The 12,416-nt window shown below is 70.8% G+C and carries 12 protein-coding genes and 4 pseudogenes; 7 read left to right on the plus strand and 9 right to left on the minus strand.

Going from position 1 to position 12,416, the window contains the following annotated elements; all coding sequences use genetic code 11:
- Positions 1–305: 305 nt before the first annotated feature.
- From ACZ4V6_RS10320 to ACZ4V6_RS10330, 3 genes and pseudogenes are all read left to right on the plus strand, one after another.
- Positions 306–890 (plus strand): annotated as a pseudogene (locus ACZ4V6_RS10320) (N-acetylmuramoyl-L-alanine amidase); the annotation flags it as partial.
- A gap of 205 nt (positions 891–1,095) precedes the next feature.
- Positions 1,096–2,298: a DUF2235 domain-containing protein gene (locus ACZ4V6_RS10325; RefSeq protein ID WP_467824756.1), complete on the plus strand. Its 1,203-nt coding sequence runs from the start codon at positions 1,096–1,098 to the stop codon at positions 2,296–2,298.
- A complete protein-coding gene (locus tag ACZ4V6_RS10330; protein ID WP_467824757.1) occupies positions 2,295–2,417 on the plus strand; it encodes a hypothetical protein in 123 nt (40 codons plus the stop codon). Before ACZ4V6_RS10325 ends, ACZ4V6_RS10330 begins: the two co-directional genes overlap by 4 nt.
- Before the next feature lie 26 nt (positions 2,418–2,443).
- On the opposite strand, the gene ACZ4V6_RS10335 is transcribed toward ACZ4V6_RS10330, so the two are convergent.
- From ACZ4V6_RS10335 to ACZ4V6_RS10345, 3 genes and pseudogenes are all read right to left on the minus strand, one after another.
- Positions 2,444–2,803 (minus strand): M23 family metallopeptidase, encoded by a 360-nt coding sequence (locus ACZ4V6_RS10335; RefSeq protein ID WP_467825596.1) that lies wholly within the window; start codon positions 2,801–2,803, stop codon positions 2,444–2,446.
- 33 nt (positions 2,804–2,836) lie between these two features.
- Positions 2,837–3,085 (minus strand): annotated as a pseudogene (locus ACZ4V6_RS10340) (peptidoglycan-binding protein); the annotation flags it as partial.
- 486 nt (positions 3,086–3,571) lie between these two features.
- Complete coding sequence (locus tag ACZ4V6_RS10345; protein ID WP_467824760.1) at positions 3,572–4,357, minus strand: SDR family NAD(P)-dependent oxidoreductase; 786 nt, start codon at positions 4,355–4,357, stop codon at positions 3,572–3,574.
- 126 nt (positions 4,358–4,483) lie between these two features.
- Here ACZ4V6_RS10345 and ACZ4V6_RS10350 point away from each other — a divergent pair, with 126 nt between their 5' ends.
- On the plus strand, positions 4,484–5,152 hold the full coding sequence (locus tag ACZ4V6_RS10350) for a TetR family transcriptional regulator (protein ID WP_467824762.1): 669 nt from the start codon (positions 4,484–4,486) through the stop codon (positions 5,150–5,152).
- 221 nt (positions 5,153–5,373) lie between these two features.
- Positions 5,374–5,457 (plus strand): hypothetical protein, encoded by an 84-nt coding sequence (locus tag ACZ4V6_RS10355; RefSeq protein WP_467825599.1) that lies wholly within the window; start codon positions 5,374–5,376, stop codon positions 5,455–5,457.
- A 72-nt stretch (positions 5,458–5,529) separates the two neighbouring features.
- Here ACZ4V6_RS10355 and ACZ4V6_RS10360 read toward each other — a convergent pair whose 3' ends face one another.
- The 4 genes and pseudogenes from ACZ4V6_RS10360 to ACZ4V6_RS10375 all read right to left on the minus strand — a co-directional run bounded on the left by ACZ4V6_RS10360 (position 5,530) and on the right by ACZ4V6_RS10375 (position 8,941).
- Positions 5,530–6,294, minus strand: coding sequence for a glucose 1-dehydrogenase (locus ACZ4V6_RS10360; protein ID WP_467824765.1), 765 nt, complete (start codon positions 6,292–6,294; stop codon positions 5,530–5,532).
- 16 nt (positions 6,295–6,310) lie between these two features.
- Positions 6,311–6,988: a TetR/AcrR family transcriptional regulator gene (locus tag ACZ4V6_RS10365; protein ID WP_467824767.1), complete on the minus strand. Its 678-nt coding sequence runs from the start codon at positions 6,986–6,988 to the stop codon at positions 6,311–6,313.
- Positions 6,989–7,081: 93 nt separating this feature from the next.
- A pseudogene (locus ACZ4V6_RS10370) lies at positions 7,082–7,851 on the minus strand (IS256 family transposase); the annotation flags it as partial.
- A 100-nt stretch (positions 7,852–7,951) separates the two neighbouring features.
- Complete coding sequence (locus ACZ4V6_RS10375; RefSeq protein ID WP_467824768.1) at positions 7,952–8,941, minus strand: helix-turn-helix transcriptional regulator; 990 nt, start codon at positions 8,939–8,941, stop codon at positions 7,952–7,954.
- 92 nt (positions 8,942–9,033) lie between these two features.
- Here ACZ4V6_RS10375 and ACZ4V6_RS10380 point away from each other — a divergent pair, with 92 nt between their 5' ends.
- Entirely contained in the window at positions 9,034–9,432 is a 399-nt protein-coding gene (locus tag ACZ4V6_RS10380) for a VOC family protein (protein ID WP_467824770.1), read from the plus strand.
- 49 nt (positions 9,433–9,481) lie between these two features.
- Positions 9,482–10,492, plus strand: a pseudogene (locus tag ACZ4V6_RS10385) (IS481 family transposase); the annotation flags it as partial.
- 207 nt (positions 10,493–10,699) lie between these two features.
- Here ACZ4V6_RS10385 and ACZ4V6_RS10390 read toward each other — a convergent pair.
- Both ACZ4V6_RS10390 and ACZ4V6_RS10395 read right to left on the minus strand, forming a co-directional pair.
- Positions 10,700–11,221 carry a hypothetical protein gene (locus tag ACZ4V6_RS10390; RefSeq protein ID WP_467824772.1) on the minus strand — a complete coding sequence of 174 codons (522 nt, stop codon included), beginning with the start codon at positions 11,219–11,221 and terminating at the stop codon, positions 10,700–10,702.
- A gap of 97 nt (positions 11,222–11,318) precedes the next feature.
- Positions 11,319–12,293, minus strand: a complete 975-nt coding sequence (locus ACZ4V6_RS10395; RefSeq protein WP_467825602.1) for an alpha/beta hydrolase family protein — start codon at positions 12,291–12,293, stop codon at positions 11,319–11,321.
- Positions 12,294–12,416: the final 123 nt, after the last annotated feature.

A 12,416-nucleotide genomic window follows, 5' to 3' on the forward strand; every position in this document is an offset into this window, starting at 1 on the left:
CGTCGACAGGATCACCGTCGCGGCCCTCGTCGCTGTGGCGGCCGGATCGAGCCGGAGCCCGCCGGTCCGGGCACCTCCGTTCTCTCGGTGGTGGTCCGGGACCGGCTGGAGGAGACGGTCACCGGCCCTGACGGAGGGCGGCGGTACGGTGCGGGAGTCACGCGGCCGTCACACGACGGTGACACGCCGGCCGCGACACTCGAACCATCGCGGGGCCGACGGAGCCCCGGTGCCCCTCGGGAGCCCTCTGCGGAAGGCCTTCCGTCGAGGAGACCTCCTGTGCACGCACGCCGAGGAGGACAGCCGTGGCCGTCCCGATGTCAGCAGACAGGTTCCTCGACTCGCTGCGCGACGAAGGCCTCACCGTCGTCGAGCACCGGTCACGGCGCACGCACAACCGCGACCACAAGGGCCCCTGGGGCCCGGTGAACGGGGTGATGATCCATCACACGGTCACCGCCGGCACCCCGAGCAGTGTCCGGTTGTGTGACGACGGCCGCCCCGGCCTGCCCGGGCCGCTGTGCCACGGAGTCATCGCCGAGGACGGTACCGTGCACCTGGTCGGCAACGGCCGCGCCGATCACGCGGGGTCCGGTGACGGCGACGTGTTGCGCGCGGTGATCGACGAGGTCGCCCTGCCGCCGGACAACGAGGCCGACACCGACGGCAACCGGCACTTCTACGGCTTCGAGGCGATCGACCTCGGCGACGGCGTCGACCCCTGGCCCGAGATGCGGCTGGAGGCGATCGAGAAGGCGGCCGCCGCCGTCTGCCGGGCTCACCACTGGTCCGAGCGCAGCGTGATCGGCCATCTGGAGTGGCAGCCCGGCAAGATCGACCCCAAGGGCTTCGGCATGGCCTCGGTGCGGGGGCGGGTCAAGGACCGCCTGAGCACCGCCATGACCCGGAACCGCGCCATGGCGTAGGGCCCCGGCCGGTCCGACGGCACCGACACGGCCGGGACGCCGGTCCCCTCGCCCCCGGATCGCGGGCCGCGTGCACGACGTCCCGCTCGGCATGGTCGGGCGTGCCGGACGGTGCGATCCTGGAAGTGGTGCCGTGTACCGTTCCGGGCTTTCGTGAGGAGGGATGGTCATGGCCAAGCGTCTGGTCGTCTGCTGTGACGGGACGTGGAATTCCGCGGACCAGCCGAGCAAGACGAACGTCGCCAAGGTCGCCCTGTCGGTGCGCCCCGGATCCGTCGCCGGGGCGGAGCAACGCGTCTACTACCACAGCGGTGTCGGCAGCCGACGGGGGGAGCGTCTGCGCGGCGGCGCGTTCGGCGTGGGTCTGTCCCGGAACGTCCTGGACGCCTACCGGTTCCTCGTCGAGACGTACGAGCCGGGCGACGAGTTGTTCCTCTTCGGCTTCAGCCGCGGTGCGTTCACCGCCCGCAGCCTCGCGGGGCTGGTCCGCAACAGCGGCATCGTGCGACGGGGCCACGCCGGCCGGATCCCTGAGGCCTGGGCCCTGTACCGTGACCGGATCGAGCGACCGAACGGCGCGGCCGCCACGTTGTTCCGCCGCTCGTACGCGCGCGAGAGCGAGATCAGGTTCATCGGGGTGTGGGACACCGTGGGCGCCCTGGGCGTCCCGGTCCCGGACGCGACGTGGCTGCGACCGGCGACGGACCGGTTCAACCGCCGCTGGGCGTTCCACGACACCGAACTGAGCAGCTGGGTCAGGGCGGCCTTCCACGCACTGGCCACCGACGAACAGCGCTCGGCGTTCCGGCCGACGTTGTGGCACCGGAAGCCCGGTTCCGCCGCATCGGGCCAGGAGCTGAAACAGGTGTGGTTCGCCGGTGTCCACTGCGATGTCGGTGGCGGCTACAAGGAGACGGGTCTGTCCGACATCGCCCTGCTGTGGATGGTCGACCAGGCCCGCAGACACGGGCTGGAGTTCGATGCCGGGGCGCTGAGCACGGACGGGCCACGGGTGATGCGGCCTCGGGAGAGCATCGACTTCCGCGTCCGGCCGGACGCTTCGGGCACTCTCCACATCTCGCGGACGGGCATGTACCGACTGGCCGAGCCGCTGCATCGGCCCATCGGGGAGGCGATGAACGACGGCGAGCCCGACGGCAACGAGTTCCTCTCGGTGCCCACGAAGGAGCGCTACGACCGGAACACCGCCTACCGGCCGCCGGAGCTGGAGCGCTACCTGAGCAGGCAGGGAGAGGTCCGGCTGGAGCCCGTCCTGCTGCCGGGCCTCTCCGCAGGCCTGCCGCCCATGCCGCCGGCCGCGTCCGGCCCCGGAGCGGCAGACGCGCACGACGGACTCGACCGCTCCCCATGACCCTGCGGTTGAGGGAAGCGCCGGGAAGAGCAAAACGGCTGGAGGTCCTGAAGGAGCGTCTGCAGCAGGACGAGTCGTCTCTCGACACCCTCGAACAGGTGACCAGCGAGAACCGCTGACGGGCCGGTGAACGTTCCTCCGCCGGCTACCAGGTGGGGGTCACGTCGGACCCGAAGCCGCCACCGGCCGGGCGCTTCTCGAAGTGGAGATGCGGGCCGGTGGCGTTCCCGGTGGAGCCGACCTTCCCGATCCTCTGGCCGGCCCTGACCGCCCCGCCCTTCACGATCTGCTCCGAGAGGTGGCAGTACCAGTAGTCGAACCCGTCGGCACGCAGCACGAGGAAGTTGCCGAAACTGCGGTCGTGTCCGTTGCGGGCCACGGAACCGCTGAGCACGGCGACACAAGGTGTGCCGTCCGGAGCGGCGTAGTCCGCGCCGGTGTGGTAGCCCAGGCTCCAGTGAGGTCCCTCGAGCCGGTAGGCGGTCGTCACACGGTGCTCCGGCACGGGAGTTGCGACGCGACTGCCGGGTGCCGGCGGCGAGGCCGGGACGTGGAGCCGGTCCCAGGAGGTCCTGCCCGGAATGCCGTTGGCCTCGGCCCCTTCGAATCCGATCTTGTGCTGCCAGGCGGCGTACGACTGTCGGTCGGCATCCGTCCACTCGGGCCCCGGGCCCGTCCGGTACTTGCCGCATCCTTCCTTCACCAGGCGTTCTCCCATCGCGGCGATCACGGGACTGCGTTGCCCCTTGTGGAAGAATCCCGCTCCTGGGAACGGCGCCAAAGCAGGCATGGCCCTCTCTCCCTTCGGCAAGGAGCCGGGCCACGAGGCGGAACGGCCTGTCGGCAGCGTGAGGTGCCGCCGTACCGGCGCACCGTCCGCCCGGACCGAGCCCGCCTCGTTCACGTCGTCCTCCGGCTCCGCGTCCGGCCGGTGGGGGAATTCCTCGGCAGCGGGGCCGGCAGGTCCCGGTGTGCGCCGCCGTTCCGCACCGTGAATGCGCTGTCGGTCGAGGCACGGTCTCCTCACCTCCACCATGCCTCCGTCATGAGGCACGCGCAAACCCCCGCAACCGCCGCTGCACGGGGGGAGGTTCCGACGGGCGGCCCGTCAGCTGTGGAACCCCGCCGCTCGCCTGCGGACAACAGCCTCCGGCGGCCGGCACGGGTGGAGTCGGGACACCGCTGCGCTTCACGCTCGGCCGACGCGCGCAGGGCGCACCGCCCCGTCACCGTCCGCTCCGCGGCGGCGCGGGCGCCTTGCGGGGCCGCTCGCTCAGAAGTGCGTGCCGCCGTCGATGCGTATCTCGGTGCCGGTGATGAACCTGCCGTCCTCGGAGGCGAGCATGGCCACGACGCCGGCGACGGCCTCCGGTCCGGCGAACCCGTCCCCCAGCGCGGGGGACAGCTTGGCGAACAGGCTCCAGTCGGTGTCCTCGGGCAGGCCGGGGCCCCGGCTCTGCCTGCTCTCCCCGGACCCGTCGGTCATGCCGGAGGAGATGGAACCGGGCTGTACGGCGGTGAAGCGGATGCCCTGCTTGCCGTACTCGGCCGCCAGCGCGTGGGTCATGGACTGGATGCCGCCCTTGCTCGCCGCGTAGGCCGCCATGTAGGGGTGGGCGAACATCGCGGAGGTCGAGCTGAAGTTGACGACGGCCGGGGCGTTGCCTTCCAGAAGCGCCGGGATCGCTTCGCGGATCATCAGGAAGGTGCCGGTCAGGTTCACCGAGATGACGCGGGTGAAGTCGGCGAGGGACGTGGCGTGGGTGTGCGAGGAGCGCAGGATGCCCGCCGCGTTGACCAGGACGTCGAGGCCGCCGAGGGCTGCCAGGGCGGAGGCGGCACCCGCGCGCACCGACGCTTCGTCGGAGATGTCCAGCACCAGTGTGGTCAGCCGCTCGGCGTCGGACCCCGCCTTGGCGGACGTGTCCTTCAGCCCCGCTTCGCTCACGTCCGCGGCCACCACCTCGCCGCCCTCGGCCAGGACGCGCAGCACGGTGGCCTGGCCGATGCCCGATCCGCCGCCGGTGATCAGCGCACGGCGCCCCTGAAATCGGTTCATGGTGTTCTCCCTCTGGTGGTGGGTACCGCGACGTCGTCGCAGCGTGTCCACTGTACGCCTTGGTGGCACGTTTTGACATCAAGGCATGACGCGCCTGTGGAGGGAGTGGCCGCGTAGGCTTTCCCCATGACCCAGTCCCGGCCGTCCCGCTCCGCCTCGACCTCGACCCCGACCTCGCTGACGGAGCGCCGCAAGGCGGCGACGCAGCTGGACATCGCCCGCGCAGCGGCCGAGCTGTTCACCGAGAAGGGGCCCGACGGCACGACGGCGGAGGAGATCGCGGACCGCGCGGGCGTCGCGCTGCGCACGTTCTACCGGTATTTCCGCAGCAAGCAGGACGCGGTCGGGCCGCTGCTGTCGGCCGGCGGGGACCGTTGGCGGGAGCTGCTCGCCGAGACCGGTTCGCAGGCGGCGCTCGCCCCGGCCCTGGAGTCCGCCGCGATCGCCTCCCTGTCCCCCTCGGGGCCCGCGGAGGAGGACGAAGGCCTGCGCTGGACCCGCGGGCTGCTGCGGGCGGCCCGGAACGACCCCGCACTGCGCGCCGTCTGGTACCGGGTGAACCAGGAGTCCGAGGAGGAGCTGCTGCCGATCGTCACCCGCCTGGCGGGACCGGACTGCGACCCGCTGGAGGCACGCCTGGTCGCCGCCGCGGCGACCGACGCGATCCGCGTGGCGTTGGAGACCTGGGCCCTGACGGACGCGGACACCGGCGAAGCGGCCTCCCCGGCGGAGCTCGTGGTGCGGTGCCTGCGGGAACTGACGGGCGGCCTGCGCCTGCTGACGGTCCGGCCGTGAACCGGCGCGGCTCGGCCCGCCGTCCCCCGTGACGGTGCGCGCGGTGCCCCCTCCTCCTTCCTTCCGCCGGTCGCCGCGGTTTCACGTACGGGAGACGTGGTCGGCCGCGAGCCGGCCGAAGCTCACGGCGGGGCCGACGGTGGCGCCGGGGCCCGGGCAGGTGGCGCCCATGACCCCACCAGCCGATCCGGCGGGAGGCCCGGCCCGCCGAGATCTCGGACATGGTGCCGTACCTGCTGTCGGACGAGGCGAGCTGCTCGACGGGCTCGGAGTTCGTGGTCGACGGCGGATACTCCAGCCGGTGAGCACGGGCCGGGCCCGCGCCGTCGCGGGGGCCGCGCGGGCGGCGGCACGAAGGCCCCGCGTCCTGCGGGCGTCTACTGGCCCATGACGTACTTCACCGTCGGACCGGTGGTCCAGCCGCCGTCCACGGCCAGCTCCGCGCCGGTGACGTACGAGGCGGCGTCCGAGAGCAGGAAGACCACCGCGCCGGCGATCTCGTCGGCCTCGCCGACCCGGCCCATGGGGGTGTTGGGGTACTTGCCCTCGCCGCGCTCGATGCCGACGGCGGCGGTCATCGGCGTGTACGTCATGCCCGGGTGGACCGAGTTGACACGGATGCCGGCGGTGCCGAGCTCCACCGCGCCGATCTTCGTCAGTCCCCGGACGCCCCACTTGGAGGCGCCGTAGCCGGCCGTCAGGGCCAGGCCCATCAGGCCCGCCGCCGAGGAGATGTTGACGATGGAACCGCCGCCGGCCTCCTTCATCACGGGTATGGCGGTCTTCATGCCGATGAAGACACCGGTCAGGTTGATGTCGAGGACCTTGCGGAAGTGCTCGACGGACTCGGTCTCCAGGAGCGTGCCGGTGGAGATGCCGGCGTTGTTCACCAGGCCGTGCAGGCCGCCGAACTCCTCCACCGCGAAGGCGACGGCCGCCTCCCACTCCTCCTCGGAGGTCACGTCGTGGTGGACGAAGCGGGCCCGCTCGCCGAGCGCGTCGGCAATCGCCCCGCCCTCCTCGTCGAGCACGTCGGTGACCACCACGTTCGCCCCGGCGGCCACCGCCTGCCGGGCCGCCTCGGCACCCAGGCCGCGGGCGCCGCCGGTGATCAGCACGGTCCTGCCGGTGAGATCGTTCATGAGAAGAGGAGTCCTTTCAGGGTTTTCCGGGTCGTGCGAAGGCCGTCCGGGCGCCCTCGGGCCGGGCCGGTGGCTCCGCCAGGAGGAGGGCGGTGACGGTACCGGCCAGATCGGCGAGGAACAGCTCCTCGCCGGTCAGCGGTTCGGTGCCGTCCAGGTACTGACGGGCGCGGTCCGCCATGGCGGCGCCCACCAGGGTGAGGGCCAGGTCGAGGCGCTCCAGGAGCAACGGCCCGGGCAGCCCGTGGGCGGTCAGGCAGGCCTCGGTCCGCTCGATCAGGCGCCAGTAGGCCGTGCCGGCGAGCGTGGGATGGGGCGTGCGGGCGCGGACGCCGCTCTCGTGGCTGAGCTGGGCGGAGATGCGCAGGCACCGTCGGCCCCGCTCGCTGCGCAGCTCACTGGCCTCCGCCGTGACCAGTGCGCCGACCAGTGCGGGCAGTTCGTCGGGGGAGGCCTCCAGGAGCGGCGCGAGGACCTGTTCGGTGCGCCGTTGCCGGCCGGCCATGACCGCGTCCAGCAGCCCGGCGCGGGAGCCGAAGTGGTACTGCACGGCCGACGGATTCCCCTGTCCGGCCAGTGCGACGACGTCCCGCAGCTGTGCGCCGTGGACGCCCTGCTCGGCGAAGAGCGCCTCCGCCGCACGGATCAGTTTCTCCCGGGTCCCGGGTCCCGATGTTCTCGCCACACCCACCATGTTAATGCTCGACATTAAAAAGGGAAGGAGGTGCGGCCCGGGCGGACGAGGTCGCGTTCCTCACCTCGCAGGCCCCGGCACCGCCTCCGGAGCGATGCACGTCTGGACCACGGTCTGCGGCCACACGTTGTTCACCGCCGCGGACAGCTCCTTCAGACCGTCGCAGACCAGCATCAGGACATCGCGCAACCCCCGGTTCTTCAGTTCGGTGAGAACCTGCTGCCAGCACTTCGCCCCTTCACCGCCATCGCCGGCCCACAGGCCGAGGATGTTCCTCGTGCCCTCCGCCGTGACGGCCAGCACGATGCAGACGGGCCGGTTCGCGACCTGGCCGTCGCGGATCTCCACGTGCGCGCAGTCGATGAACACGACCGGGTAGACACGGTCCAGCGGCCGGTTCTGCCACTCCTCATCGCGTCGACCACGCTGTCCGTGATCGTGGAGATGGTCTGCTTCGACACCTCCGCGCCGTAGACCTCCTGGAGACGGGCGGAGATCTCCCCGTGGGCCGGGCCCTCGGCCGACAGCGACAACACCATCTCGTCCACCCCGGTCAGACGCCGCTGCCGCTTGCGCACCAACTGCGGATCGAACGAGCCGTTGCGGTCCCTGGGCACCTTGATCTCCACCGGCCCGGCCTCGCCCGTCACCGTCTTCGCGCGATGCCCGTTGCGGCAGTTCCCGCTGCGGCCCTCGTCGGCCCGCTCCCCGCTCTCCCGCCCGAGGCGATCGGTGAGCTCACCCTCCAGAGCTCCCTCGACCACGAGCTTCGTCAACTGCGCCAGCAGGCCGCCTTCACCGGTCATCCGGACCCCGTCGGCCTTCGCCCGGGCCACCAGCCCACCCACGAGAGCCCGGTCCAGCTCTGGCTCAACGGCCTCGGCCGCCGGCTCACTCGAATGTTCCTCCCCGGGAGGTTCACCAGCCTTGACTGTGTCATCTCATGACATTGGTTCCTCGCTGTCAGGCTCGGCGGGCGTGGGACGCGAGGCGATCGGCGAGCTCGATGACGAGGTCGCGAAGTTCGTCGGGGCGCTCGATGACGAACGGCCGGTCGAGTGAGGCGAGTACCGGAGGCACCCAGTCGAGCCGCTCCGCCCGCAGCTCGACGCGTAGCCAGCGCTCGGTCACCCGGTCCTCGCCCACCGCGGGTTCGTGCTCCTCCAGGCTCGCGACGCTGGCGGGAAGGTGGGCGCGGATCTGCTCGACCGTCCCGTGGATCCGCAAGGTCACCTCATGCCGGTAGTCAGCCGTGGCGAAGCCTGACAACACGCGCTGTGCCGGATCGGGGCCCGCCGGCGCTTCGAACGAGCCGGGCAGGGTCCGCGCGTCTGCGATGCGATCGAGCCGGAAGGTTCGGTCCTCGCCGATCCGGGCGTCCTTGCCCGTGACGTACCACCGGCCCGCATGGGCGACGATCCCGTACGCGTGCAGCGTGCGTTCGCTGCGCCGTTCGTCGCGGTCGGTGTAGCGGATCGAGGCCGGTCGGCGGTGGCGCACCGCATCGGCGATGGTGAGCAGGACCCCGGCGTCCGGGGTGTCGGAGTCTCCGGGCTGGTCCGTGAAGGCGAGGGATTCCAGGAGTGTGTCGAGCCGGCGGGCGATGTGCTTGGGCAGCACCCTCCGGATCTTGGCCGATGCCGTCTCGCTTGCCGTGTGCTGCGTCGTTGTCAGCCCTGCCCGGCGGCCGGCGACCAGGCCGAGCAGCACGGCCAGCGCCTCGTCGTCGCTGAGCATGAGCGGAGGCAAGCGGTACCCGGGGGCGAGCCGGTACCCGCCGTAGCGGCCGCGCACCGATTCCACGGGCACGTCGAGGTCGATCAGCTGGTCCACATACCGCCGCACGGTGCGCCCTTCGACGCCGAGCCGGTCGGCGAGTTCGGCCACCGTCCGGGTGCCGCCCGACTGCAGCAGTTCCAGGAGTGTCAGCACGCGGCCAGTGGGTCGAGGCATGTGCACAACCTAACGCGAATACAGGACCGATTCTGTCCACTATTTCTCCTAGCCTGCGACGTGCACGACTCCACACAGCCAAGGAGATCCCCATGGACTTCGTCTCGATCCGCATCATCACCAGCGACGTAGCGCGTCTCGTCGAGTTCTACGAGCGAGCCACAGGAGTGCGGGCGACGTGGGCCACCGAGGACTTCGCCGAGCTCAAGACCCCGGGCGCCACCCTCGCGATCGCCGGCACCCGCACCGTCCCGCTGTTCGCCCCGGGCTCTGCCCGCCCGGCGGACAACCACAGCGTGATCACCGAGTTCCTCGTCGACGACGTGGACCGCGTCCACCAGAACCTGACCGGCTTCGTCACCGACTTCGTCACCGAGCCCACCACGATGCCCTGGGGCAACCGGTCGCTGCTGCTTCGTGACCCCGACGGCAACCTCGTCAACTTCTTCACCCCCGTCACCCCGGCGGCTATCGAAAAGTTCGCACGCTGACACCACGCACAGCCGCTCACGCGGGAGCCCTGAGATCCCAGGGTTCCCGGTGAACGCGGCCGCCGAGTCCAGGAGCGCCACCAGCAGGGGGCACTGGAACGCCCCGCTGACCCCCGAAGGACGTCTGCGCTTGTGCCTGCGGATCGACGCCGCACGTCCGATCGCGCACGTCGCTGCGGAAGCCGGGATCTCGCGCCGTTGCCTGGCCAAGTGGTACGCCCGCTGGCGGACGCACGGCGAGAACGGACTGCTCGACCACTCCTCCCGCCCCGCTACCAGCCCCGCCCGCACCCCCGAGGACATCGCCGACCTGGTGGAGGCGCTGCGGCGGCGGACCGAGCACGGGCCGGCCCGGCTCGCCGCCGACCTACAGCGGCTGCACGGCGTCACACTCGCACCGGCGACCGCCCACCGCATCCTGGTGAGGCGAGGACCCAACCGGCTCCGGGACCTCGATCCACCGACCGGCGAGCAGCTGCGGGAGGTCATCCGCTACGAGCACGACCGGCTCGGCGACCTGGTCCACGTCGACGCCAAGAAACTCGGACGTATCCCGACCGGCGGCGGCCGGCGGATGCACGGCGTCGGCACCGAGTCCGCCCGCGCTTCCAAACGCACCGGTCCCGACACCGGCAAGGTCGGACACACGTACCTGCATTCGGCGCTCGACGACCACTCCCGGCTCGCCTGCACCGAGGCCCTGGACGATGAGAAGGCCGTCACCGCGGTCGCCTTCTGGCACCGTGCCGTTGCCTTCTTCGCCGCCCACGGCATCACACCGGTCCGCCGCTGCCTCACCGACAACGGCGCGTGCTACCGGTCTGCGACCTGGGCTGACGCGCTCGCCGCGACCGGTACGAAACACAAGCGGACCAGACCGTACACGCCGCGCACGAACGGGAAGGCGGAGAGGTATGACGGGACGCTCTCCCGCGAGTGGGCGTACGTCCGCGACTACACGACCGAGCGTGAACGACGCGTCGCACTCGTGGAGTTCGTGAACCACTACAACCACGAGCGGCCGCACGCCGCGCTCGGCGGCCGACCGCCCGTCAGCCGGACCGCCGGGAGCGACCACTGGATCGTCTCTGACCAGCCGCCCGAACCACTCTCGGACATCCCGCAGCAGCTCACCTTCGAGGACTTCGTGCAACCAAGGCCCCGAGACACCACACTTGACCGGCTTTTCCTGCCTGGGAGTTGCACCACTCACCGTACAGACCCGCACTCCGTCACAGTCCCGCACCGCCTCACTGTGCGGGGCCGGTCAGGCGGCCGGCACGGTGCCGAGTTGGTCATGCACGTTTGCTACCGCGTTGATCTGATCTGTGCCCGCCTGGGTGAGGAAGACCCACGTCCCGTAGACGCCCCACATGAGGCCGAGCAGCGAACTCGCGGCGTAGAAGCCCATTCCGTTGGTGGAGCCGACGGTGGCGAACAGTCCGGCGGCGGCGATACCTGCCGCGAACACGACGAGCGCGACGACGAGGATGGGCCGCGCATGCTGGGACGTGCCACGGCGGGCTGCGTGGTCGAGCACCGAGAGCAGACTTGCGCTTGCTGCTGCGGCGACCAACAGTTCGGCCCCGAGCGCCCAGGTCGGTTGCGGCAGGGTGACCAGCGATGCGGTGACCGTGGTTGTCAGGAACAGGGAGACGGTTTGCGCGGCGCGGTTGCGGTATTCCCGGGAGGCGGCGGCGACGTCGAAGCGGAAGGCGACAACGATGAAGGTGAGGCCGGTGAGGCCGGCGGCGCTTCCGCCGACGGTTGCAGCGAACGTGGTCCACATGGCGGTTGCTCCTGTGCGATCCGTGCTGGGGTGGAAGGTCTCGGTGCGATGAAGTGCGGTGGGCGGCGGCCGTCGCACCGCCGCCCACCTCGCGGAACTACCTCGTTTCGACCTTGGCCATCGGGTCTTCACCGTTCTCCAGAGCGTTCACCGCGTTCTTCCAGGACGGGTCGGCCGAGTAGAGCTGGCTGCGCAAGTAGGCCCACACGAGAGCCCGCAGAGTCGCCACGCGCTCGGGATTTTCGTCGTCCGTCTCTGCCGCGTCGTATCCGGATATGCCACCGAAGATGTGACCAGCGCCGTACATGGTCACCATGGTTTTGTTGCCGCCGGGGCTGGCCGAGTAAGCGTCAGCACGGTAACTGAGCCGATTGGAGAAGTTGGGGTTGAGATCCTGATCGCCCACGATGATCAGGCTGGTGCCTGTCATCTGCTCGAAGTCGGTGTAATACAGCACCGGGTAGTTCGTCTTGGCCCACTCGGCGAAGTGCTCGTCGTTGCCGATGCCTGGAGCCCCGATGAGCACTCCCGCCCTGACACGAGAGTCGGAGAGGTCCTTCGGCCGGTCGTCGTCCGGGTCCAGCATCCGGGCTCCGAGGAGGAGGGAGACGGTGTTGCCGCCCAGGGAGTGTCCTACGGCACCGACACGGTCCCTGTCGATCCGCCGTTCGGCAAGACCAGGGACGGCGGCCTCGATGTCGTCGAGGCGGTCGAGGATGTTGTGCATGTCGGTGGCGCGGTCACGCCAGAACAGGGGCGCGTCCTTGAGGTCGGTGTCGCGCAGACCGAGGGCCGTCGAGTCCAGGTGGGTCGGCTGGATGACCGCGAACCCGTGGGCGGCGAAGAAGTTCGCCAGCGGCCCGTAGCCGTTGTAGGAGGACAGGAAGTTCGCCAGCCCGTGCCCGTGGGACAGGAGGATGAGCGGCAGGTCGGTGCCGGTCGCGGGGACCGACACCTTGACCTCCAGCGGCACGGGCCGGCCGGGAACGTCGAGGGTGACCGGATGGTAGGTGAGGACGGGTTGCGACGCGTTGACCGGGATGTTGGCGGCGTCGCTGTACGGCTTGCTCATCGGAGCCCTCTCGAGATCGGTGTTGACATAGCGCCTGTCGTAACTGGCGGTAGGCATGGAACTGGCGGTCGTGGCCGCGAGCCTGATGGGCCGGGAACGGCCGCCCGGCACCTGGATCGGTGT

It is taken from the genome of Streptomyces sp. NPDC029152 (genome assembly GCF_055564355.1).